This window comes from Telluria sp. LT2P80 (genome assembly GCF_059685955.1).
In genome coordinates this window covers 60,489-83,280 of the sequence record NZ_JCASIO010000013.1, presented here as the reverse complement: position 1 = coordinate 83,280, position 22,792 = coordinate 60,489, and the positions used below count along the sequence as shown (strand labels likewise).

The following is a 22,792-nucleotide window of genomic DNA, read 5'->3' as shown; positions in this document are numbered from 1 at the left end:
GCCGTTACGCACAAACTAGCGCATCTGATTTACGGCGTTATCCGAACAGGCAAGCCATTCGACGCAAATTTCTTATCGAATCGGCTTGTAATTCAAGACGGTATCTGACCCCAGCTGCTAAGGCTGACCCCAGCTGCTAAGGCTGAGGTCGTGTCCGAATGTCAGACCTGACCCCAGCTGTGGGTTGTGATGCCTATTTCAGCGTGACGATCGTGCCAGTGCTGAACGCACCGAGCGCAGTATTCCATGCCTGCCGGTTGCCGGCATTGTCTGCGTTGGCCGGTCGTACTGCGAATCGTGGATCGCCGTTGATCTGCGCTGCGCCATCCGGAAGGGCAAGGTAGGTATCGTATTCACCGGACTGGGCTGTCGAGGGGATGACGATTGAGATATCGTGCGCGAACGTATTGCCGGCAGTCCAAGTTCTTGGATCCACTGAGGTCACGAGCTTGAGGACATTGCCGCTGACGCGATGCTTCAGGAAGACACTGAGCTGTCGAGGTTTGTACGGCCGCGCCCAGCCGACGTTGCGCACGGTGATGCGAATCGGCCACGCTGCGCCAGCCGCTGCGGTAGCGCCATGCTCGGTGGAGAGGAACTCCAGCCGGTAGCCCATCGAGCGCTGCACTTCGGCATAGCAACCGTCCTTCTTCCAGCGGCTGTGGAACGCCTCGGTATGGTACTCACTGTTCAAGTACGTCAGCGAAAACTGTTTACCTTCGCCCAGGATCGCCGCGCAGCTCGTGCGGGGCTGTGCGCCATCCTCATCTGCCGGATCGCAGGTTTCGCCACCGAACGGGCTTACCTTGGACAAGGCCATCGTGTAGTTGCGCTGCTCGGTCCTCGTGCTGGCGTTGTCGCTATAGGTGCCGACGTCGGTCGCACTGGCCAGGAAGCAGTCGTTGTGCACGCCGGAGCGCGATGCCGCAGAGCCGTTCAATGCACTCGATTCACCGGGCGCACTGGCAAACCATGCCATCAAATGGGGCGGATAGCGGAACTGGACGAACTGGTCCTTTGGCATGGCATCGAGGAGGGCGTCCCGGATGGCCGTGCGGTTGGTACTGCTGGCCAGACCATTGGACGATGTATGCCACTCGCCCCAGGCCCCGATGAAGCCGGCCTGCAGGTAGGCAATGACGTCGCTGTTTTCCTGCAAAACCGGCTTGAGCTGGGCGATATGCGCCAGCACTCGGCTCAGCGATGCATCGGTGACATCCCGGTACTCGGTTTCGCTGGCCGGATAGTTGTAGACGAATCGCGGAATGACCTTCACGCCCGATTGCCGCGCGTTTGAAAACGCCGTGCGCAGCCTGGACAACAGACTGGCTGGCAGCGCGCTGCTCTTGTAACCGTCGAGTCGGACCATGGCATAGACAATCCGGATTCCATTCTTGTACGCATCAGCGCCGTCGCTCTTGCTGAACTGATCCAGATCAGTCCATGCCCAGCGATAGAAGCCCCGCTCGGGGTTGGCGATCTCGGCATCGGTGCCACCAAATTGTGTGAAGACGAGTGGTGCGGAGACGGACGGTGGCGCCGGCGCCGGGGTCGGCGTTGGGGCGGGTGCTGCGACCGACGTCGGCGTCGGCACCGGTGCCGGGATCGGTGTCGAAACCGGCGCTGGATCAGGTGTCGGATCTGGTGCCGGAATCACGATGGGCGCCGGAGAAGAAACAGGGCTGCTGGCGCTCTCGCCAGATTGCTTGCTTTCCTCAGTGCCACCGCCGCAGCCGCTCAGAAGCACAGTGCTGGCGCAGAACGCAATCGACACCGTGAGGTTCGGGAATGACAGGTTGCTCAATGCCACATATGAATTTTTCTGTAGAACAGTGGTGAGTGGACATGCACCGATGAAGGGAAGGCGTCAGCGTACAGGATCGATTTGATTTCCTATGGGCAATAATACAGAGCGTCGGTACTATGCACGTAACCAATAATTTAATCAAGAATGACACGCAGGGTGGTTCGGGCAGAACGAGGCAATGGTCGAATCCAGATGCCATTCCCGATACCCCAACAAAAAAGCCGCCCTCAGGCGGCTTTCTCATTCACGAACCAGCTTACTGCCCGCGCTTGGCGCGTGCCTTCGCCGCAATGCGCATGCGCAGCGCGTTGAGCTTGATGAAGCCGCCCGCGTCGGCCTGGTTGTACGCGCCGCCATCTTCATCGAACGTTGCGATGTTCATGTCGAACAGCGAATCGGTCTTCGAATCGCGCGACACGACGATCACATTGCCCTTGTACAGCTTGATGCGCACCCAGCCGTTGACGGTGGCTTGCGTGTGGTCGATCAGCGTCTGCAGTGCGACGCGTTCCGGCGCCCACCAGTAGCCGTTATAGATCAGCGACGCGTAGCGTGGCATCAGGTCGTCCTTCAGGTGCGCCACTTCGCGGTCGAGCGTGATCGATTCGATGGCGCGGTGCGCGCGCAGCATGATCGTGCCGCCCGGAGTTTCGTAGCAGCCGCGCGACTTCATGCCGACGTAGCGGTTTTCCACCAGGTCCAGGCGGCCGATGCCGTGCTTGCCGCCCAGGCGGTTCAGCTCGGTCAGCACGGCGGCTGGCGACAGGCGCTTGCCGTTCAGGCCGACGATGTCGCCGCGCTCGAATTCGACGTCCAGGTATTCCGCTTCGTCCGGCGCCGCTTCTGGCGAGACGGTCCAGCGCCACATCGATTCCTCGGCTTCGGCGCTCGGGTTTTCCAGGTGACGGCCTTCAAAGCTGATGTGCAGCAGGTTGGCGTCCATCGAGTACGGCGCGCCGCCGTTCTTGTGCTTCATGTCCACCGCGATGCCCGCGTCTTCCGCGTACTTCAGCAGTTTTTCGCGCGACAGCAAGTCCCATTCACGCCATGGCGCGATGATCTTGACGTCCGGCTTCAGTGCGTACGCACCCAGCTCGAAACGCACCTGGTCGTTGCCCTTGCCGGTCGCGCCGTGCGAGACGGCATCGGCGCCGGTTTCGTTGGCGATTTCGATCAGGCGCTTGGCGATCAGCGGCCGTGCGATCGACGTGCCCAGCAGGTATTCGCCTTCGTACACGGTGTTCGCGCGGAACATCGGATACACGAAGTCGCGCACGAATTCTTCACGCACGTCGTCGATGTAGATGTTCTCTGGCTTGATGCCGAACTTGATGGCCTTGGCGCGTGCCGGTTCCAGTTCTTCACCCTGGCCGAGGTCGGCGGTGAAGGTGACGATTTCGCAGCCGTAATTGTCTTGCAGCCATTTCAGGATGACGGAGGTGTCGAGGCCGCCAGAATAGGCCAGTACTACTTTCTTGATGTCGCTCATGGGATGTTCCAGTGATGGAGGGAGGGTAATGGTCAGCTGGCTCGCAAATCCAGCCCGGCAAGCGCCGGGATGGACGGCCAACGATCAAGCTTCAGGGGTAAAAATCAATCTTCGATACGGCCGAGCAGCAGGTACTCGATCAGGGCTTTTTGCACGTGCAGGCGGTTTTCGGCTTCGTCCCAGACCACCGATTGCGGGCCGTCGATGACCTCGGCGGCCACTTCTTCGCCGCGGTGCGCCGGCAGGCAGTGCATGAACAGTGCGTCGCTCGCGGCGCGGGCCATCTTGGCCTCGTCGACGATGAAGCCGTCAAACGCCTTCATGCGCTCGGCGTTTTCTTTCTCGTAGCCCATGCTGGTCCAGACGTCGGTATTGACCAGGTGCGCACCTTCGCAGGCGTCTGACGGATTGTCGAACAGGGTGTAGCGCGTGGTCGAGACCAGGCTCGGGTCCATCTCGTAGCCTTTCGGCGTGGCGACGTTCAGGTGGAAGCCGAACACTTCGGCCGCCTGCAGCCACGAGTACAGCATATTGTTGGCGTCGCCGATCCATGCGACCGTCTTGCCGGCGATGGAGCCGCGGTGTTCGTGGAACGTGAACACATCCGCCAGCACCTGGCACGGGTGGTGTTCATTGGTCAGGCCATTGATGACCGGCACGCGCGAATTGGCGGCGAAGCGGTCGATGATGTCCTGGCCAAAGGTGCGGATCATGATGATGTCGCACATGCGGCTGATCACCTGGCCGGCGTCTTCCACCGGTTCGCCACGGCCGAGCTGGCTGTCGCGGGTGTTCAGGTAGATGGCGGCGCCGCCCAGCTGGTGCATGCCGGCTTCGAATGAGAGGCGCGTGCGCGTCGAGCTTTTCTCGAACACCATCACCAGCGTACGGTCGACCAGCGGGTGATACACCTCGTAGGCCTTGAACTTGCGCTTGATGATCGCCGCGCGCTTGATGACGTATTCGAACTCGTCGCGCGTGAAGTCGGAAAACTGCAGGAAGTGCTTGATCGGTGGGGTGCTCGTCATCATAAGTCTGCTCGTGTCTGCTGCGATGTTTGTCCCTTGAATTATAAGGGGAATTTCTTTCCGTTAGGGAAAGTAGTCAGGGCCTTAGTACAGGGTCTGCGCCGATTCGTGCAGCAATTGCCCGTACAGTTCATGGCGGTGCTTCCAGATTTTGCCCGCTGCCACGGCGTCGAGAATGGCGCAGAACGGCTCGGCCAGGTGGCGGCAGTTGTAGTACTTGCAGCCGCCCAGGTAGGGCTTGAACTCGACGAAGGCGCGCTCGAGCATGCCTTCGCTCAGGTGGTACAGGCCAAATTCCTGGAAGCCCGGCGAATCGATGATCGCCCCGGCCTTGCCATCGACTTCGGGCAGCCAGTACAGGCGCGTGAAGGTGGTCGTGTGCTTGCCGGTATCCAGCGCGGCCGAGATTTCGCGCACGGCGATATCGGCGTCCGGGATCAACAGGTTGATCAGCGACGATTTGCCCATGCCCGACTGGCCGATGAAGATCGACGACTGGCCGGCCAGCAGCGGCTTGAGGATTTCCACCGTTTCTTCAGGATGCGCCTGGGCCGAGACCTCGTGCACCGGGTAGCCGAGCCGGGCGTACTGCGCAGCGCGCTCCCGTGCGCGGGGCAGCAGGTCGGTCACGTCGGTCTTGTTGAGGATCAGGTGCGCTTCGATGCCGGCCGCTTCGCATGCCACCAGCGAGCGTGACACCAGGTCGTCGGCAAAGCCGGGCTCGGTGGCGATCACGACGAACAGGCGCGAGATGTTCGCTGCCAGCAGCTTGGATTTGTACTGGTCGGAGCGGTACAGCAGCGTGGTGCGCTCGGCGATGCGCTCGATCACGGCCTGGTTCTCGGACGTCCTGACCACGTGCACGACGTCGCCCACGGCCACGTTGGTCTTCTTGCCGCGCGTGACGCACTGCAGTTTTTCGCCGTCGATGTCGGCCAGGTAGTGGCGGCCGTGGGCCGCGATGATGGTGCCGGTCAGTTCAGTGGGGGATGCGCTCATGCGGTTTCCTGGTTGAGGTACAGCGCATTGGCTTTCGCGGCGCAGATAAAGTCGTTGTCGGACAGCGTGCTGCCCGCGGAATGGGTGGTCCAGTTGACGCGGCAGGTGGTGTAGCCCACCGTCATCTCAGGGTGATGGTCTTCGTGCTCGGCCAGCGTTGCCACCGCGTTGACGAATGCAATCGTGGCGCGGTAGTCGGGCAGCGTGAAGGTGCGCGCCAGGACGTTGTCGGCCACGGTCCAGCCAGGCACTTCGTGCAGCAGCGTGGCGATGGCCGCCCCGTCGAGTGCAACCCCTTGCCGGGTACAGTGGCGCTGTTCCAGTTTCATGCGGCCGCCATCGTCAGGCGCTTGACCCGGACCGACGCCGGCGGGTGCGAATCGTAGAACGCCGAGTGCAGCGGATCGGGCGTCAGCGTCGACGCATTGTCTTCGTACATCTTCACCAGCGCCGATACCAGGTCGCGGTGGTCGGTGTGCTGCGCAGCAAAAGCGTCAGCCTCGAATTCATGCTTGCGCGACGTGATCGAGCTCAGCGGCGCGAGCACGAAGGTGAACACCGGCAGCACGAGGATGAACAGGATCAGCGCCATGCCGTCGTTCGACGCATTCATGAACGGCAGCACGCCCAGGCCCGTGTAGAACCAGGCCTGGCCTTTCAGGTAGCCGAGCAGGGCAAGGAAGGCCAGCGAGATCGCGAACATCGTGGCCACGCGCTTGACGATGTGGCGCAGCTTGAAGTGGCCCAGTTCGTGCGCCAGCACCGCTTCGATTTCCTGCGGCTCCAGGCGCGACAGCAGCGTGTCGAAAAACACGATGCGCTTGGCACGCCCAAAGCCCGAGAAATACGCATTACCGTGCGCGCTGCGCTTGCTGCCGTCCATGACGAACAGGCCGCGCGACGCAAAGCCCACGCGCGTCATCAAGCCATCGATGCGCTGTTTGAGGCTGACGTCGGCCAGTGGCGTGAATTTGTTGAACAGCGGCGCGATCACGGTTGGGTAGAACGCAATCATCAGGAGCTGGAACCCGCTCCAGACGAACCACGTGTACAGCCACCACAGCGAGCCGCTTGCTTCCATCAGCTTGAGCACGACCCACAGCAGCGGCAGGCCGATCAGCGCGCCCACGAACGTGCTCTTGATCAGGTCGCCCCACCACAGGCCGGGCGTCATCTTGTTGAAGCCGAAGCGCTGCTCGAGGACAAACTGGCGGTACCAGTCGAGCGGCAGATCGAGCACACTGGCGATCACGGCAAACGCAACGACCAGCACCAGCTGGTGCATCAGGCCGGGGCCGGTAAATGGCAGGATCGCCAGCGACAGCAATTGCAGACCGCCCATCAGCGTGAAGCCGATCAGGACGATGGCGCCCCACAGCGTGCCGATCAGACCGAGCCGGGTCTTGGCGACGGTGTAGTCGGCCGCTTTCTGGTGCGCCGCGATTGGCACTTTCAGCGCAAACTCGGCCGGCACGCTGGCGCGGTGGCGCGCGATATGCCGGATATGGCGCGCGGCCAGCCAGGTGCGCAGCGACAAGGTGAGCAGCAGGAAAACGACGAACAAAACCGAAAACGCGAATGAAGACATTCTGTGCCTGTGAGAAAATGCAGGATTGATTAGGCAAAGAGAGAATTATGTCACAAGCGACACCTTCCGCAGTGCCGGGCACGCCCCAGCGGCCCAATGAATTCAACCTCGTCTGGCTCGACATGGAAATGACGGGCCTCGACCCGGACAACGACCGCATCATCGAGGTCGCCGTCGTCGTCACCGATCCGGACCTGAACATCATCGCCGAAGGCCCGGTGTTCGCGATCCACCAGTCGGATGAAACACTCGACAAGATGGACAATTGGAACAAGGGCACCCATGGCAAGTCGGGCCTGATTGACCGGGTCAAGGCGTCAACCGTGACGGAAGCCCAGGCCGAACTCGAACTGATCGAATTTCTCAAGCAGTACGTCCCCAAGAACAAGTCGCCGATGTGCGGCAATTCGATCTGCCAGGACCGCCGTTTCATGGCCCGTGGCATGCCGAAGCTCGAAGCGTTCTTCCATTACCGTAATCTCGACGTGTCGACGCTGAAGGAACTGTGCCGCCGCTGGAAGCCCGAGCTGGCATCCGGCTTCAAGAAGCACCAGAAGCACACGGCGCTGGCCGACATCGTCGAGTCGATCGAAGAGCTGCGCTACTACCGTGAGCACTTCATCAAACTGTGATGCTTTAACGGTAATGCGAGAGTTGTAAAGTTGCGCAAGGGCCACTGTCAAACCGGAAAAAGCTGCAATCCGGCAAGCAAGTTATGCGACAATCCTTGGCATGGCCTCGCTCTCCGCTACCGCTTTTTCGGGTGACAGTGTAATGGCTGCGCAGATGCGCAGCCACGACTGGCGCCAGTGCCCGCCCGGCGCACCCGACACCTGGCCGCCGTCCCTCCGGACGGCCGTCGACATGATGCTGCATTCCGCGTTTCCGATGTTCGTTGCGTGGGGGCCACAGCACATCGTCCTGTACAACGATGCCTACATCCCGATCCTCGGCGAGCGCCATCCGGGCGCGCTCGGCCAGCCGTTCGCGGCCGTGTGGCCCGAGGTCTGGCCCGAGCTGCAGCCGCAGATCGAACGCACCATGGCGGGCAAGCCGGTCTTTTTCGAAGATTACGCGCTGTGCCTGCTGCGGAACGGCTACCCCGAGCGCACCTGGTTCACCTTTTCGTACGCCCCGCTGCATGCCGACGGCGGCAGTGTCGGCGGCCTGTTTTGTACCGCGATGGAAACCACGGCCCGCATGCTGGGCGAGCGCCGCGCGGCGTTCCGGCTCATGCTGTCCGACGCGCTGGCAGCGCTGGCCGATCCGGGGGAGGTGATTGCCACTGCCAGCACGCTGCTGGGCGCAGAATTAAGCGCAGAATCGGCCACGACACGCGTGCTGTATGCCGAGATCGATCCGCTCAGCGGAACGCTGGCCGCACCCTCCCTGTCGGCGCTGGCGGACAGCGCGCCGCGGGCGCAGCCGGACCGCTTCGGTCCCGCAATGATGGCCGCGCTGCAGCAGGGCGCCGTGGTGAGCATCCACGACACCGCCAGCGATCCGCGCGCGCTGCAGTCGCCGTTTGGCGAGCGCGTGGGCGCCATGCTGGTGGTGCCGTTGATGGCGGCGGGCCGCCTGGCCGCGTGCCTGTGTGTCGATGCGCCAGCACCGCGCGCGTGGACCGAACACGATATCCGGCTGGCGCGCGACGTGGCCGAGCGCACCTGGGCCGCGGCCGGCACGGCGCGTGCGCATGCGATGCTGCGCGAGGAGCGTGACCGGGGCCGCGAGATTTTCGCCAACATTTCCGAAGGTTTCGCGCTGTTCGACCGCAACTGGGTGATGCAGCACATGAACACCGAAGGCTTGCGCATCTGCGCCGTCACGAGCGACGAGGTCATTGGGCGCAATCACTGGGATGTGTTCCCGGCCATGCTCGAGTGCGAAGCCGGGCGCATGTACCAGAGCGTGATGGCCAGCCGCAAGGCGGGCAGCGCCGAACAGTGCCGCGTGTTTCCCGATGGCCGCCGCGTCTGGATCGATCTGCGCGCCTATCCGACCCAGGACGGGGGCATTGCCACGTTCTTCCGCGACATCACCGACCGCAAGCTGGCCGAAGAAAAACTGGTAGAGGCCGACCGCCGCAAGGATGAATTCCTGGCGATGCTCGCGCACGAACTGCGCAATCCGCTCGCGCCGATCAGCGCCGCGGCCGAGCTGCTCCGGCTCGGCAACGTCGATGCGCGCCGGGTGCACCAGAGCAGCACCATCATCAGCCGCCAGGTGCGCCACATGACGCGGCTGGTGGACGATCTGCTCGACGTCTCGCGCGTGACGCGCGGCCTGATCACGCTGGGCCAGGCGCGCGTGGCGGCGCGCACCGTCATCGAAGAAGCCATCGAACAGGTGCGCCCGACCATCGACACGCGCGCGCAGACGCTCACCGTGCGCCTGCCGTCGGCCGGCGTCGCGGTGCTCGGCGACAAGGCGCGCCTGGTGCAGGTGGTGGCCAATGTGCTGGCCAATGCGGCCAAGTACACGCCGGCCGGGCGCAGCATCGACCTGCGCGCCGACCTGCACGGCACGCGCCTGGTGCTGAGCGTGCGCGACGAGGGCATCGGCATGGATGTCGAACTGACCGGGCGCGTGTTCGACCTGTTTACGCAGGCCGAGCGCTCATCGGACCGGGCCCAGGGCGGCCTGGGGCTCGGGCTGGCGCTGGTCAAGCACCTGGTCGAGCTGCACGGGGGTACCGTGGGTTGTTCCAGCCCGGGACTGGGCAAGGGCAGCACGTTCGTCATCACGCTGCCGCTGCTGCTCGAAGAGGCGCCGGACCTGCCAGCGCCGGTCGTCGCGGCGCCGGCCGGCGTCGCGCGCCTGAAAGTGCTGGTGGTCGATGACAACACGGATGCGGCCGAAATGCTCGGTTTGCTGCTGGCGGCGCAGGGGCATGACGTGGCGATCGAGCACGGGGCGCTGGGCGCGCTGGCGCGGGCGCGCAGCATGCGGCCCGATGTCTGCCTGCTCGATATCGGCCTGCCTGACATCGACGGGCATGAACTGGCGCGGCGCCTGCAGCAGGATCCCGGGATGGCCGATTCGGTGCTGGTGGCGGTGACGGGCTACGGGCAGCCGCAGGACCGCGATGCGGCATTGGCGGCGGGGTTTGCGCACCACCTGGTCAAGCCGCTCGATGTGGAGGTATTGCTGGAGGTGCTGGCTGGCGTGCCGGGCAGTGTGCCCGGGCAGCAGGTTTTGAATAGGGTCCGAGAACAGGTTGGGCAGGATTGACGGCCAGGCCGTCAATCCTGCAGTTTATTATTCAGCGCCGCAGCACTTCTTGAATTTCTTGCCGCTGCCGCAGGTGCAGTCGTCGTTGCGGCCAACCTTCGGCTCGTCGCGCACGATCGTTTCCACCGCCGGCTTGCGCAGTGGCAGCCAGTGACGGTAGATCGCCGGCACGTTCGCCTCGATCTGCAGCGCCAGGGCATGTACCTTGACCGGATCGTCGACCTCGGCCAGTTCGGCTTCTTCGATTTCGTCCGCGCCCAGCAGGTAGATCGGGCGGATCAGTTCGGCGACATCGCTGTCCCAGATCGCATCCCACGAGCCGGCGCGCAGTTCGACGCCTTCCCAGAAGCCCCAGCACCAGGCTTCCGGATCGATCAGGACCTTGCCATCGACCTCGTGCTCGCAGAACAGCGGCTCGAAGTCCTTCGGCGCGACTTCGAACGTGATCAGCACTTCGTTCATGAAGCGCATGATCAGGTTGACGATGCGCTCTTCGTCGCGCTTGTTCTTCCATTTCGGCACCGCGGCCTCGTCTTCGCCCCAGACCATCGGCAGCCATTCGGCCGGCATGATCGATTCCGGGCCGATCGCAATGGCGGTCAGGTAGCCGTGCAGGGTGTCCATCGTCATCGCGTCGTCGGAGCAACGGTCGGAGAGCAGGAACTGGTCGAGTTCGTCGAATTCTTTTTCGGAGAGGGGCTGTTCGAGGTGCATGGGGTAGGTGGTCTGTGGCGCGGGCGCGCCTGTTGCGTCAAAGGCGCCAGTGTAACGCCTGCGCCGTCGCCGGGCACGAAAAACCTGCCGGCGAGGCGCTGCTTGCAACGTTTACTTCAGTGAAAAATGATTAACGCTTGGCGTTGAATGCCTTGGTCAGCTCGTCAGCTGCGAACTGCTGGGCTTCCTTGGCCTTCGGCACCACGGCGTCCATGCCGAAGAACTCGTGGGTCACGCCGGTGAAGTGGCGATAGTTGACGGTCACGCCTTCCTTCTTGAGGCGGTCGGCGTACGCCTTACCCTCGGTCATGAGCGGATCGATTTCTGCGGTGATCACGGTTGCCGGTGGCAGGCCCTTGAGCGAGGCGGCCTTCATCGGCAGTGCGTGCGGGCTCTTCGGATCGGCGCCGTAGTGCTTGAAGAACCACGTCATCATCGCCTTGTTCAGCGGCTTGGCGTTGGCGTTCTTCTTGTACGACTCGTTGTTCATGTCGTCGTTCACGACCGGATAGACCAGCAGCTGATGCACCGGCATCTGGATTTTCTTTTCCATCGCCATCATCGACACGACGGTTGCCAGGTTGCCGCCGGCCGACTCGCCCGCCACTGCGACACGCATCGGATCGCCATTGATGCTCTTGGCATTGGCCAGCGCCCACTGGTAGGCCGCGAATGCGTCTTCGGTCTGGGTCGGGAACTTGTGCTCTGGTGCACGGCGATAGTCGGCCGAGATCACGATCGCCTTGGCTTTCTTGGCCAGGCCGCGCACCGATGCTTCATACACCTTGGTGTCGGCAATCACGAAACCGCCACCGTGGAAGTACACGACGACCGGGAACGGGCCCGCGCCTTCAGGCGTGAAGATGTGGATCGGGAAGCTGCCGTCCTTGCCCTGGATCGATTGCGTCTTCATCGTGACGCCTGGTTCCGGTGCCGTGCTCTTGCCGGCGTCGGTCAGTACTTTCTTGACAGCGTCGCTCGGGGTTGGCTGCTTGCGCGCTTCTTCCGGGCTCAGGGTTTCGATCGGCTTTGGCTTCAGGGCCGCCATCGCGTCCAGCACTTTTTGCATGTTTGGCTCGGCCTTCGGCGGCTGGGCAGCAGTTTGTGCGATGGCGGTGCCGGCCAGCAGGCCAGCGGCGAGAGCGATGACGGTCAAAGTCAGTTTTTTCATGGTCAGTCCTATGCGATTATTTGTTCGCAGCACAATGCGCGAATCCATACATGACATGAGACCTTGTTAGATTGTCACGCTCTGTGCGAGAACGAACACAGCAATAGTGAAATGTTCGCAATCACCACGCGGCCGTGCGCCGCCGTACAATGGTGCATGGATAACCTGAACCCCGCCACCGCCGACGCCGCGCCGGATCACCCGTACGCGCGCCTCGATCCCGCGACCGTGCTCGATGCGCTCGACAGTGTCGGCCTGCATGGCGACGGGCGCCTGCTGGCGCTGAACAGCTACGAAAACCGCGTCTACCGTGTGGGCCGTGAAGAAGGCGAGCCGGTGGTGGTCAAGTTTTACCGGCCTGAACGCTGGAGCGACGAGGCCATCCTGGAAGAACACGGATTCGTTGCCGAGCTGGTGGCGCAGGAGGTCCCTGTCGTGCCGGCCATCGAGATTGACGGGCGCACGCTGCACACGTTCGACGGTTTCCGGTTTGCGGTATTCGAGAGCCGCGGCGGGCGCGCCCCTGAGCTGGGTGACCCTGCCGTACTGGAATGGATTGGCCGCTTCATCGGCCGCATCCATGCGCAGGGCGCCGTCAAGCCATTTTTGCTGCGCCCGGCGCTCGACCCGGTCACGTTCGGCCGCGAACCGTTCGACTGGCTACGCAGCCACGACTTCGTGCCACCCGAACTGATGCCGGCCTGGTCGAGCGTGATGGAACAGGCGCTTGAAGGCGTCGCGCGCTGCTACGAGCGCGCCGGCGAGTTGCCGCTCGTGCGCCTGCATGGTGATTGCCATGGCGGCAACGTGCTGTGGACGCCCGACGGGCCGCACTTCGTCGACTTCGACGACAGCCGCATGGGCCCGGCAGTGCAGGATCTGTGGATGCTGCTGTCAGGCGAGCGGCAGGAGATGGTGGGCCAGATGGCCGACGTGCTGGCCGGCTACGAGGATTTCTGCGATTTCCACCCGCGCCAGCTGTATCTGGTCGAAGCATTGCGCACACTGCGCCTGATCCATTACTCGGCGTGGCTGGCAATGCGCTGGACCGATCCGGCGTTCCCGGCCGCTTTCCCCTGGTTCAATACCCAGCGCTACTGGCAAGACCGCATCCTTGAACTGCGCGAGCAGGTCGCGTTGATGGATGAGCCGCCGCTGTGGCAGATGTAGAAGGGTGTGGCAAAGCGCCAAGCTGACGCACGATTGCCACCCAGTTCGGCATAGCACGAGAACCGGATTTACCGGATAATCAACAGGACTGCCGCCACAGAGACTCCGCATGGAACCGAACCCAGCCCAACAAGACGACACCGACTTCACGATCGACCTGTCGCCGGCCGCCGGCGCGCTGGCGCCGACCGATGTGGCGTCAATGCCAGTGCCAGTGCCAATACCAGTGCCAACGCCGGCGGCTGCTGCATTTGCGCAGCCGGTCGTGGCTGTCACGCCGGTGCTGCCCGCTGCGGCGGAAACTGCCGAATTTGCCGGTCCGGGTCGCAAACCACTCGAAATGCGCGAAATCCAGGAAGCGATCGCGCGTGTCGAGGCGGAAGCCAAGGCCAATATGGCGGCCGAGAGCCGCCACCACGCCGAAGCGCGCGCCCGTTCGCTGGCCGATGAGCGCGCGTCCATCGACGCCGCTGCCGCTGCGGCGGCGCAAGCCAATTCCCAGGCCTCCGAAGACGCCATCGCCGCCAACCGCGAACGCCTCGACTCGCTGCGTGCTGCCGCGCAAGCCTCGAGCGAACGTCTGGAGGCGATCCGCCAGGAGACTGCCGAACTGCGCGCGCGCGTGAAAAGCGATACCGAAGTGCGGGTCGCCACCGAAGCGCGTGCCCGCCTCGAAGAAGAAGCGCGCCGCCGCGCGACAGCCCAGATCGAAGCCGAGGCCGAACTGGCTGCCAAGGCCGCCCGCGCGGCAGATGAGCTGGTCGTGCACACCGAGCAGGCGCGCCTGCAGGCGGTCGAACGCATGGCCGCTGTCGAGGCGGCGCGCGAAGAAGTGCAGCACAACGCCAGCGCCGACGCCCGTATCGCCATCCTGGCACGCGAGCGCGAACGGGCCGAACGCTCCGCGCGCCAGACCGCCGAGAAACTGGCCGATGCCGAAGCCGAAGCCCTTGAACTGACCCAGCAGCGCGAGCGCGCCGACCAGATCGCGCTGACGTCGGCCTTCGCCCGCGCGGCAGCCGAAGCGCGCGCACTCGAAGAAGCGCGCGCCTACGCCCACATCGAGCAGGAACGCGAGGCGATCGCGCTGGCCCAGGCCGAGTCCGAACGCGTGGCCGGCCAGTCGCTGCGCATGCGCCTGCAAACCGAAAAAGACATCCGCGACGCCGCCGTGCACCGCGAGCGCCAAGAACAGATGGCGGCCTCGAGCGCCGCCGCGCGGCGCGATGCCGAAACGCGCATCCTGGCCGCGACCGAAGCGCGCATCGAAGCCGACCGCAAGCTGCGCCTGGTGGCCGAAGACCGCGCCCGCGCCGAAGAAGAAGCGGGCGAGCAGGTGCAGGCGCGGCTGGAAGCCGAAGCCCAGGCCGCGCTCGACGCGCGGGCCCGCATGGCGGCCGACGAAGCAGCTACGGCTGCGGCGCAGCGCGAAGCCGAAGAACACCGGCGCGAGCGCGCGCTGGCCGACGAGCGCGCTGCGCTGGCACAGGCGGCAGCCGACGCGCAGGCAGCATTGAACGACGACGACGCGTCGGCCCTGGCGCTCGAAGCGTCGCAGGTGCAGTTGCAACAAGAGGCCGCGCAGCTGGCGGCGCAGCGCCGCGAACAGGCCGAACACCTGGTGCAGGCCGAGCAGGAGCGCACCGCCGCCGAGGCCCAGGCCCTGGCGGCGCTCGAACAGAAAATCGCAGCCGAGCACGCGCTGACGCTGGCGGCGCAGGCGCGCAGCGAGGCCGAAGCAGCGGCTGCCGCAGCCCTGCAGGCAAAGGTCGAGGCCGAGCGGCGCATCGAGGAAGCGCAGCGCGCTGCCTGGGAAGCGCAGCAGGCGCAGGCCGACGCGGCCATCGAAGAAGCCTCCCAGGCCGAGGCGGCAGCCGCCGCCCAGCAGGCCCACGCGCGCCGCGCCGCCGAGCTGGCCCAGGCCCAGGCCGAACGGGCCGAGGTCGAGCAGCAGCAGGTGGCATTGACCGAAGCGGCCATTGCTGCCGAACGCGACGCGACCCGGGCTGCGCGCGAAGCGCTCGTGCTGGTCGAGCGCAAGCTGGCCGCGCAGCGCGAGCAAGCCGCCGCCGACACCCGCGCCAACGAAGCGCAGGCGGCGCGTCTGGCGTCCGAACAGGCAGCGGCGCAGGCGGCCGTATCGCGCGCCGACGCCGAGCAGGCGCAAGCCGAACTGGCGCGCCAGCGCGAGCTGGCCGAGCTGGCGGCCGTGCAGGCGGCGCTCGAAAAACGCGAAGCGCAGCGGGCGCTGCTCGAACACGCGCAAGAGCACGCCGAGATGCAGCGCAAGGCGGCGCACGCGACGCAGCAGATGGCCGACGCGCGCAAGCAGCTGGTGAATCTGGAAAGCCGGCGTCAGGATGACGACGCGGTCGAGCTGGCAGCGACGCAGCGCGCCATCGGCGAGCGCAAGGTCGAAGCAGGGCAGCGCTCGGTCTCGGCCGACCTGACGCGCGAGGTGCTGGGCCGGTTCAAGCAGTCGCAGGCGCGCGCCGGCGATACATCGGCGGCGCAGGCGGCCGCCAGGCTGGCAGAAGTGATTGCGACCCAGCGCGAGCTGGACCCGGATCGCAAACCGTAACGGGGGCGGGCGGCCCGCCCCCTGTGCTTACTGCGCCGGCGCCTGTTCAGGCAAACCCGGCGCCTGGCTTGGCGACAACGGATTGTCCGGGCCGCCGGCCACTTTCGACACGAAATACTCGGTCTCGCCAAAGCACGTGGTCGGCACACCCTTGTGCTGGTCATACGTCAGCTGTACGCGCTTGCCCATGCTGGCCAGCAGGGCCGGCACCACGGTTTCGTCGCGCACCGTAAACACGAAGCGCTCGGGAATCGCGCCCGGCATGCTCGACAGCAGAATCTCGCCTTCCCACGTTTTGCACAGCCAGCCGCGCTTGGAGAATTTCTGCAGGTAGCCGGCACGCTCGCCTTCCGAATACGACCAGGTCAGTGTGAACCAGGTATAGCCTGCAGCCAGGACAGCGACGACGGCGATGAGGATGAGCAGGATGGCGGAAGTGCGCTTGGGCATGGTAGTCGGCATGGTTGGGGCTGGTCGATCAAGAAAGTGGGCAGGGTTGGCAAACGGGCAGCGCAAACGCGGTGCGCGCCCATTCTGCCATGCCTTGCCTTAATCGCAAACCGGGATTCCGGCGACTGGCCGGGTCAGGCCGATTCGGGGCCGGTCAGCGCCTCATGCGCCAGCCGCCGGCGGTAGCGGATCGATGACCACAGCGACACGAGAATGAACGCCAGCCCGGACAGCCCGGTGAACCATTCGGGGATGTGATAGTGCACGCTGGCGAACATGATCAGCGCCAGGATGCCGATGGCGTAGTGCGCGCCATGCTCCAGATACACGAATTCCTGCAACGTGCCCTTGTAGACCAGGAACACGGTCATCGAGCGCACGAACATGGCGCCGATGGCCAGCCCCAGCATGATGATGACGACATCGTTGGTGATGGCAAACGCGCCGATCACGCCGTCGAAGCTGAACGACGCATCCAGCACCTCGAGGTACAGGAAGCCCCCGATGCTGCCCTGCGAGATCATCGCGCCCACCGACGGATCGTGTTCCTTCGCTTCCAGCAGGTTGCTGAGCCATTTCACGGCTATATAGATCAGCACGCCGGTGACGCCGGCGATCAGCACCGCCAGCTTGCGCGCCTCTGGCATCAGGCGCATGGCGAGGACCACGCACAGCAGCGTGAGCAGCACGGCCAGGCCTTCGGTGCCGTATTTGCCGACCTTCGCTTCGAACCAGTGCAGCCAGTGCAGCTCTTTCTCATCATCGAACAAAAAATTCAGGAACACCAGCATCAGGAAGGCGCCACCAAAAGCCGCGACCTCGGCGTGGTGCGCCGTCAGGTTGCGCGAATACTCGTCGGGATTGTTTAGCGCCATGTGCCAGACGTCCGGCAACCCCAGCCCGGTTGCGGCCGCCACGATCACCAGCGGAAACAACAGGCGCATCCCGAACACCGCCACTAGGATGCCGACGGTGAGGAACAACTTGCGCCAGAATTCGTTCCAGTGCTTGAGCACCGAGGCGTTGACCACCGCATTGTCGAAAGAAAGCGACACTTCCAGCACGCCGAGGATGGCCGTGATCCACAAGGCTTGCAGCAGCCCGGGCCAGCCCCGGTGCGCGTAGCCCCACCAGCCGGCGAGCACCATGAGCACTGCCGTCACGACGAACGACCACCGGAAATGCCGCATATGCGCCTTTTGTGTGCAGGTACCTGTTGGGACAATATTACCGTGTCCCTGCCAAAATGGGCTGTACCGAAAGTCGCCCGCCGAGCCTTGCTTCTGAGATAATTCTGCCCAGCATTTTTCACTCTAAGACATCATGGAAATCATTTATCTCGTCACACCGGTACTGACCTGGATGGTAGTCGGCCCGATCAAGTTCCTCATATCCAGTGTCCGCTACCGGCGCTGGGCCTTCGACCTGGTTGGCAATGGCGGCTTCCCCAGCAACCACAGCGCCGTCGTTTCCAGCATGGCCACGCTGATCGCGCTGCGCGAAGGCATGGGCCATCCGGCGTTCGGCGTGGCCGTCACGCTTGCCTTCATCGTCATGATCGACGCCAACAGCCTGCGCCAGCACGTCGGTCGCCACGCTGTCACGCTGAATCGCCTGCATGACGGCAAAGAGGATTATGTGATCCTGCGCGAGCGCATGGGGCACACCCGGTTCGAGATCGCCGGCGGCATCCTGACCGGCATCGGCATGGGCTTTCTGATCTACACCGTGCTGGGCGGGTTCTAATGTATGTACGGGATGCGTGCGCCGCGCATCCCGTGGACGTCCGGGCGTCCATCGTCTGTCCGTTTTTTACGGCATTCCATCCCGGACGGAATGCAGCTCATCGCCAGATTCCGCACTTCATCCATCCAATTCCGCAAACCACAGGATCGTCAATTGACGCTGCTGGAGACCTCCTGAATACTGCGCGCTGGATGTATCTGACCTTATTTTTATAAAAACACCGAGTCCATTTCCGGAGAACCACCATGCTGCGCAAAACACTCCTCGTTCTAGCCATCGCATCAAGCTTAGTTGCTTGCGGCAAGGATGCCAAAGCCCCCGAGGGCAAGGACAACAAGCCGACCCAGCTGACTGTTGCGCAGGAGGATGTCCTGACGATCCAGAGCGCGTCGGTGTCGTCCGGCCCGGTGATTACCGGCTCGATCGAGCCCGAGCGCCGCGCCGACCTGCGCGCCGAAGTCTCGGCCATCGTGTTGCAGGTACTCAAGGAAAACGGCGAGCCGGTCAAGCGCGGCGACGTGCTGGTGCGCCTCGACGAAACCTCGATCCGCGACACCCTGATGTCGGCCGAAGACATGCAGCGCGCCGCCTCGCTGGCGGTCGACCAGGCCAATCGCCAGCTCGAGCGCCTGAAAACCCTGACGGCGTCGGGCATGACGTCGGCCAAGGCGCTCGACGACGCCGAAATGGCGCGCAACAACGCTATGAGCGAACTGTCGAGCTCCCGTAGCCGCGTGGCCACCGCGCGCCAGCAACTGGCCCGCACCACGGTGCGCGCGCCATTCGACGGCATCGTTTCCGAGCGCAAGGTCTCCAATGGCGACACCGCCACCATCGGCAAGGAACTCGTCAAGGTCATCGATCCGACCAGCATGCGCTTTGAGGGCGCGGTCTCGGCCGACTCGGTCAGCACCGTCAAGATCGGCCAGAAGGTCAACTTCCGCGTCAACGGCTACGCCGACCAGACGTTTGCCGGCGTGGTCAAGCGCATTGACCCGGCCGCCAATCCAGTCACGCGCCAGGTCGAGGTGCTGGTGGGCTTTGTCGACAATGCGCAGCCGCGCGTGGCCGGCCTGTACGCCGAAGGGCGGGTCGACGCTGCCGCGACCGACGCGCTGATGCTGCCCGAGAGTGCGCTGGTGCGCGTGGGCGACGCCAGCCACACCTGGCGCATCAAGGACAAGACGCTGTCGAAGGTCAAGCTGGTGGTCGGCGCGCGCGACGCCCGCACCGGCAGTGTCGAGATCAAGCAGGGCCTCGCGGCCGGCGACGTGGTGCTGCGTGCGCCGACGTCGAACCTGAAGGACGGCCAGAAGGTCGACATGCCGAACGCCCGTGTGGCCAGCGCCAATGGCGCCGGTGCGGGCGCCGGCGCGGTCCAGGGCAAGTAAGCCCAGGAACACCAAAGGAAAACCCACCATGTTCCTGTCCAATTTTAGTGTCAAGAAACCGGTCGCGACGATCGTCATCATCGTCGCGATGATGGCCATCGGCCTGCTGGCCCTGTCCAAGCTGAAGGTCAACCAAAACCCGGATGTCGAGATTCCGATTATCGTGGTCGACATTCCGTATCCGGGCGCATCGCCCGAGACCGCCGAGCGCGAGATCACCAACCGCCTCGAAAAGCAGATGCAGGCGATCCAGGGCGTCAAGGACGTCAATTCCAACTCCTACGAAGGCGGCGCCTCGATCTGGATGGAGTTCGACTTCAACCGCGACCTGATCGAAGCATCGGACGACGTGCGCAATGCGATTGCCGCCGTGCGCTACAAGCTGCCGATCGAAATGCGCGAGCCGGTGCTGCGCCGGATCGATCCGTCGGCCCAGCCGATCATGTCGCTGGCGCTGTCGTCGAGCACCCAGACCCACGCCGAAATCTCGCGCTACGCCGAAGACGTGCTGGCTGACGAATTCCGCGGCATCGATGGCGTGTCCACTGTGGTCGTCAACGGCGCGCTGCGGCGCGAGCTGTCGGTGCTGCTGCGCGCCGAGAAGCTGAGCGAATTCAATGTCTCGGCGTCGGATGTCACCAACGCGCTGCGCAACGGTAATACCAATGCGCCGGTGGGCAAGCTGCGTAGCGAACTGGACGAAAAAGGCATCCGCCTGGTCGGGCGCATCGAGCGGCCCGAAGATTTTTCGCAGATCGTTGTCAAGCGCAATGGCGACCAGATCGTGCGCCTGAGCCAGGTGGCCGAAATCCGCGATGGCTTCGCCGACGTGAACACGCTGTCGGTGCGCAGCGGCAGGCCGAATGTAGGCCTGCAGATTTCGCGCTCGCGTGATGCCTCGACCGTATCGCTGGCCAAGCGCGTCCACGAAGTGGTAGCAGCGCAGAGCAAACTGCTGCCGGCCGGCACCAAACTCGAGGTCGTGATTGACGGCGGCAAGGATGCGCAGTCGAGCCTGAACAACGTGATCGAGGCGCTGGTACTGGGGGCCGTCCTGACCGTGTTCGTCGTCTACGCGTTTCTCAATTCATGGCGCTCGACGCTGATCACCGCGCTGGCGTTGCCGACGTCGGTGCTGGCGGCGTTCATCGCGGTCTGGCTGTGCGGCTTCACGCTGAACTTCATGACGCTGCTGGGCCTGTCGCTGGCCATTGGCGTGCTGATCGACGATGCGATCGTGGTGCGCGAAAACATCGTGCGCCACATGGAAATGGGTTCCGACCGCCGCACCGCGGCGCTCGAAGGCACCGCCGAAATCGGCATGGCAGTGGCCGCAACCACCTTCTCGATCATGGCCGTGTTCGTGCCGGTGGCCTTCATGCCGGGTGTGTCCGGTGAGTGGTTCCGCCCGTTTGCGCTGACCGTGACCTGCTCGGTGATCGTGTCGCTGTTCATCTCGTTCACGCTCGACCCGATGATGTCGGCCTACTGGGGTGACCCACCGGATCACCACAGCCGCCCGAAGACCGGCATCGGCGCCGTGCTCGACCGCTTCAACCACTGGTTCGACCATCAGGCCGACCGCTACGGCCGCGTGATTGCCTGGGCGCTGCATCACCGCCGTGCGATGGCATTCCTGGCAGTCGCCAGCCTGATCGGCGCGCTGGCCATGCACCATTTCTTTGGCGGGTCGAGCTTCCTGCCCAAGCAGGACTCGGGCAACCTGCAGATCGAGGTGCGCACGCCGGCCTCGTCGTCGATCGAGTATGCGCGCCGCAAGCTCGAAGCGGCCGCGGTGCTGGCCCGCACCCTGCCTGAAACGAAGGACACGAACAGCAACGTCAAGACCAGCGGCGGCTCGATCTACGTCGACATCGGCAAGCGCAGCGAGCGCAAGCGCTCTGCGTCCGAAGTCGCCGTCGAACTGCGCGCCAAGATTGCCACCCTGGTGGGCGCCGAATACACGGTCATCGATGACCTGTCCGGCGGCGGCAAGCCGGTGCAGGTGGAATTTACCGGTCCCGATTCGCGCAAACTGATGGAGCTGACCACCGCCTACATGGAAAAACTGCGTGAAGTGCCGGGCGCGGTCGACGTCGCGCTGTCCGAGCAGGATCCGAAGAACGAACTGCAGATCGTGCTCGACCGGGGTCTGGCCAATGCCCTGGGCATTTCGGTGGGCGATGCGGCGCAGTCGCTGCGCGTGGCGTTTGCCGGCATCGAAGTGGGCGACTGGGTCGATCCGACCAGCGAAACCCGCGACGTCGCCGTGCGCCTGCATCCCGACGACCGCGTCAATACCGACAGCATCGAGCGCCTGCCGATCCCGGTCGCCGGCACCGGCATGATGGTGCCGCTCGAGCAGATCGCCTCGATCACGATGGGCAAGGGCCCATCGGCGATCCGTCACAAGAATGGCGAGCGCATGATCACCGTGTCGGCCAATGCCCAGGGCCGTTCGGCCGGTGAAGTCACGACCGACGCCATGAAACTGGCGCGCACCTTCGACTTCCCGCCGGGGTACGGCCTGGCGCTGGGCGGCTCGGGCGAAGACCAGCAGGAACTGTTCAAGGAGATGGTCATTGCGCTGTTCTCGGGCATTGCGCTGATGTACCTGATCCTCGTGATGCAGTTCGGCTCGTTCACGGCGCCGATCGGCGTGATGCTGTCGTTGCCGCTGTCGCTGATCGGCGTCGTGCTGGCCCTGATCATGACCGGCAACACGCTCAACCTGATGAGCATGATCGGCATCCTGATGCTGATGGGGCTGGTGGCCAAGAACGCGATCCTGCTGCTCGACGCGGCCAGGGCGCTCGAGCACGAAGGAATGGACCGCGAAGAAGCGCTGATGGCGGCGGGACGCAAGCGCCTGCGGCCGATCCTGATGACCACCTTCGCACTGATCGCCGGCATGCTGCCGGTGGCGCTGGCCCTGGGCGACTCGGGCGAGTTCTACCAGCCACTGGCCATTGCGATCATCGGCGGCACGATCACCTCGACCATCCTGACGCTGCTGGTGGTGCCAACGTTCTATGACAGCATCGAGATCGCCCGCGACCGCATGGTGGCCAAGTACGGCCGCCGCGCCGAGCACCGCAATGCGCTGGTGGCGTTCCTGATGACGTTCGTCGAAGCCATCCTGGCGCTGACGCTGGTGCGTCTGGTCTATCGACTGGTCATGCGCCTCGTGCAGATGGTGACGGGGCGCGGCCGTGCCAAGGTGGCGCCGGTCTGATCCCCCACGGCAGGGCGCCGCACGCGCCTTGCCGGATTTTCCGGACACGGCCGGTGATAACTGGCCGTGTTTTTTTATGCATGACTAATGGTTGGTTTGCCGGGGTTGTAAAATAGCACCCCGGCAACCAACGGACGACGGCTTATGGTCTAATAGCGGCTGTTTTGCCATGCACTTTGCCATCAGGCA

17 protein-coding genes are annotated in these 22,792 nt (G+C 64.2%); 7 read left to right on the top strand and 10 right to left on the bottom strand.

The features are described from left to right. Positions 1 to 193: 193 nt before the first annotated feature. The 6 genes from AC56LW_RS22790 to AC56LW_RS22765 form a co-directional block, all read right to left on the bottom strand. The gene (locus AC56LW_RS22790) at positions 194 to 1,810 is read right to left on the bottom strand and encodes a DUF4832 domain-containing protein (protein ID WP_499637932.1); all 1,617 of its coding nucleotides are present in this window, start codon (positions 1,808 to 1,810) and stop codon (positions 194 to 196) included. Between the two features lie 253 nt (positions 1,811 to 2,063). After that, the gene (locus AC56LW_RS22785) at positions 2,064 to 3,296 is read right to left on the bottom strand and encodes an argininosuccinate synthase (RefSeq protein WP_258836058.1); all 1,233 of its coding nucleotides are present in this window, start codon (positions 3,294 to 3,296) and stop codon (positions 2,064 to 2,066) included. Between the two features lie 104 nt (positions 3,297 to 3,400). Then, positions 3,401 to 4,324 carry an ornithine carbamoyltransferase gene (argF, locus tag AC56LW_RS22780; protein WP_499504326.1) on the bottom strand — a complete coding sequence of 308 codons (924 nt, stop codon included), beginning with the start codon at positions 4,322 to 4,324 and terminating at the stop codon, positions 3,401 to 3,403. Positions 4,325 to 4,408: 84 nt separating this feature from the next. Next, on the bottom strand, positions 4,409 to 5,323 hold the full coding sequence (rsgA, locus tag AC56LW_RS22775) for a ribosome small subunit-dependent GTPase A (RefSeq protein ID WP_332529786.1): 915 nt from the start codon (positions 5,321 to 5,323) through the stop codon (positions 4,409 to 4,411). Then, positions 5,320 to 5,652, bottom strand: a complete 333-nt coding sequence (locus tag AC56LW_RS22770; RefSeq protein ID WP_499637930.1) for a 4a-hydroxytetrahydrobiopterin dehydratase — start codon at positions 5,650 to 5,652, stop codon at positions 5,320 to 5,322. Before AC56LW_RS22770 ends, rsgA begins: the two co-directional genes overlap by 4 nt. Further along, complete coding sequence (locus AC56LW_RS22765) at positions 5,649 to 6,911, bottom strand: M48 family metallopeptidase (protein ID WP_499637927.1); 1,263 nt, start codon at positions 6,909 to 6,911, stop codon at positions 5,649 to 5,651. The genes AC56LW_RS22770 and AC56LW_RS22765 overlap by 4 nt, the downstream gene beginning before the upstream one ends. Before the next feature lie 47 nt (positions 6,912 to 6,958). On the opposite strand from AC56LW_RS22765, the gene orn reads away from it, so the two are divergent. Both orn and AC56LW_RS22755 read left to right on the top strand, forming a co-directional pair. Beyond that, a complete protein-coding gene (gene orn / locus AC56LW_RS22760) occupies positions 6,959 to 7,543 on the top strand; it encodes an oligoribonuclease (RefSeq protein ID WP_332529789.1) in 585 nt (194 codons plus the stop codon). A gap of 142 nt (positions 7,544 to 7,685) precedes the next feature. Then, positions 7,686 to 10,145 (top strand): hybrid sensor histidine kinase/response regulator, encoded by a 2,460-nt coding sequence (locus AC56LW_RS22755; RefSeq protein ID WP_499637924.1) that lies wholly within the window; start codon positions 7,686 to 7,688, stop codon positions 10,143 to 10,145. Between the two features lie 27 nt (positions 10,146 to 10,172). Here AC56LW_RS22755 and AC56LW_RS22750 read toward each other — a convergent pair whose 3' ends face one another. Next, positions 10,173 to 10,859, bottom strand: coding sequence for a UPF0149 family protein (locus AC56LW_RS22750; RefSeq protein ID WP_499637921.1), 687 nt, complete (start codon positions 10,857 to 10,859; stop codon positions 10,173 to 10,175). A gap of 130 nt (positions 10,860 to 10,989) precedes the next feature. Continuing rightward, positions 10,990 to 12,030 (bottom strand): alpha/beta hydrolase, encoded by a 1,041-nt coding sequence (locus AC56LW_RS22745; protein WP_499501586.1) that lies wholly within the window; start codon positions 12,028 to 12,030, stop codon positions 10,990 to 10,992. A 156-nt stretch (positions 12,031 to 12,186) separates the two neighbouring features. Between AC56LW_RS22745 and AC56LW_RS22740 the strand changes: the two genes are divergently transcribed. Both AC56LW_RS22740 and AC56LW_RS22735 read left to right on the top strand, forming a co-directional pair. After that, on the top strand, positions 12,187 to 13,200 hold the full coding sequence (locus AC56LW_RS22740) for a serine/threonine protein kinase (RefSeq protein ID WP_332529792.1): 1,014 nt from the start codon (positions 12,187 to 12,189) through the stop codon (positions 13,198 to 13,200). Between the two features lie 109 nt (positions 13,201 to 13,309). Beyond that, entirely contained in the window at positions 13,310 to 15,781 is a 2,472-nt protein-coding gene (locus AC56LW_RS22735; RefSeq protein ID WP_499637918.1) for a coiled-coil domain-containing protein, read from the top strand. 27 nt (positions 15,782 to 15,808) lie between these two features. On the opposite strand, the gene AC56LW_RS22730 is transcribed toward AC56LW_RS22735, so the two are convergent. Further along, positions 15,809 to 16,231 carry a DUF8785 domain-containing protein gene (locus AC56LW_RS22730; RefSeq protein WP_499637915.1) on the bottom strand — a complete coding sequence of 141 codons (423 nt, stop codon included), beginning with the start codon at positions 16,229 to 16,231 and terminating at the stop codon, positions 15,809 to 15,811. A gap of 134 nt (positions 16,232 to 16,365) precedes the next feature. After that, entirely contained in the window at positions 16,366 to 17,421 is a 1,056-nt protein-coding gene (locus tag AC56LW_RS22725; RefSeq protein ID WP_499637912.1) for a DUF475 domain-containing protein, read from the bottom strand. 133 nt (positions 17,422 to 17,554) lie between these two features. Between AC56LW_RS22725 and AC56LW_RS22720 the strand changes: the two genes are divergently transcribed. The 3 genes from AC56LW_RS22720 (at position 17,555) to AC56LW_RS22710 (ending at position 22,603) form a co-directional block, all read left to right on the top strand. Then, positions 17,555 to 17,977, top strand: coding sequence for a divergent PAP2 family protein (locus tag AC56LW_RS22720; protein ID WP_499501591.1), 423 nt, complete (start codon positions 17,555 to 17,557; stop codon positions 17,975 to 17,977). 245 nt (positions 17,978 to 18,222) lie between these two features. After that, positions 18,223 to 19,368 (top strand): efflux RND transporter periplasmic adaptor subunit, encoded by a 1,146-nt coding sequence (locus tag AC56LW_RS22715; RefSeq protein ID WP_499637909.1) that lies wholly within the window; start codon positions 18,223 to 18,225, stop codon positions 19,366 to 19,368. 28 nt (positions 19,369 to 19,396) lie between these two features. Further along, positions 19,397 to 22,603, top strand: coding sequence for an efflux RND transporter permease subunit (locus AC56LW_RS22710; protein WP_499637907.1), 3,207 nt, complete (start codon positions 19,397 to 19,399; stop codon positions 22,601 to 22,603). The last annotated feature ends 189 nt before the right edge of the window (positions 22,604 to 22,792 follow it).

Coding starts and splice junctions, on each gene's coding strand:
- AC56LW_RS22785 (WP_258836058.1), bottom strand. CDS start 3,296: ATGAGCGACATCAAGAAAGTAGTACTGGCCTATTCTGGCGGCCTCGAC.
- argF (WP_499504326.1), bottom strand. CDS start 4,324: ATGACGAGCACCCCACCGATCAAGCACTTCCTGCAGTTTTCCGACTTC.
- rsgA (WP_332529786.1), bottom strand. CDS start 5,323: ATGAGCGCATCCCCCACTGAACTGACCGGCACCATCATCGCGGCCCAC.
- AC56LW_RS22770 (WP_499637930.1), bottom strand. CDS start 5,652: ATGAAACTGGAACAGCGCCACTGTACCCGGCAAGGGGTTGCACTCGAC.
- AC56LW_RS22765 (WP_499637927.1), bottom strand. CDS start 6,911: ATGTCTTCATTCGCGTTTTCGGTTTTGTTCGTCGTTTTCCTGCTGCTC.
- orn (WP_332529789.1), top strand. CDS start 6,959: ATGTCACAAGCGACACCTTCCGCAGTGCCGGGCACGCCCCAGCGGCCC.
- AC56LW_RS22755 (WP_499637924.1), top strand. CDS start 7,686: ATGGCTGCGCAGATGCGCAGCCACGACTGGCGCCAGTGCCCGCCCGGC.
- AC56LW_RS22750 (WP_499637921.1), bottom strand. CDS start 10,859: ATGCACCTCGAACAGCCCCTCTCCGAAAAAGAATTCGACGAACTCGAC.
- AC56LW_RS22745 (WP_499501586.1), bottom strand. CDS start 12,030: ATGAAAAAACTGACTTTGACCGTCATCGCTCTCGCCGCTGGCCTGCTG.
- AC56LW_RS22740 (WP_332529792.1), top strand. CDS start 12,187: ATGGATAACCTGAACCCCGCCACCGCCGACGCCGCGCCGGATCACCCG.
- AC56LW_RS22735 (WP_499637918.1), top strand. CDS start 13,310: ATGGAACCGAACCCAGCCCAACAAGACGACACCGACTTCACGATCGAC.
- AC56LW_RS22730 (WP_499637915.1), bottom strand. CDS start 16,231: ATGCCCAAGCGCACTTCCGCCATCCTGCTCATCCTCATCGCCGTCGTC.
- AC56LW_RS22725 (WP_499637912.1), bottom strand. CDS start 17,421: ATGCGGCATTTCCGGTGGTCGTTCGTCGTGACGGCAGTGCTCATGGTG.
- AC56LW_RS22720 (WP_499501591.1), top strand. CDS start 17,555: ATGGAAATCATTTATCTCGTCACACCGGTACTGACCTGGATGGTAGTC.
- AC56LW_RS22715 (WP_499637909.1), top strand. CDS start 18,223: ATGCTGCGCAAAACACTCCTCGTTCTAGCCATCGCATCAAGCTTAGTT.
- AC56LW_RS22710 (WP_499637907.1), top strand. CDS start 19,397: ATGTTCCTGTCCAATTTTAGTGTCAAGAAACCGGTCGCGACGATCGTC.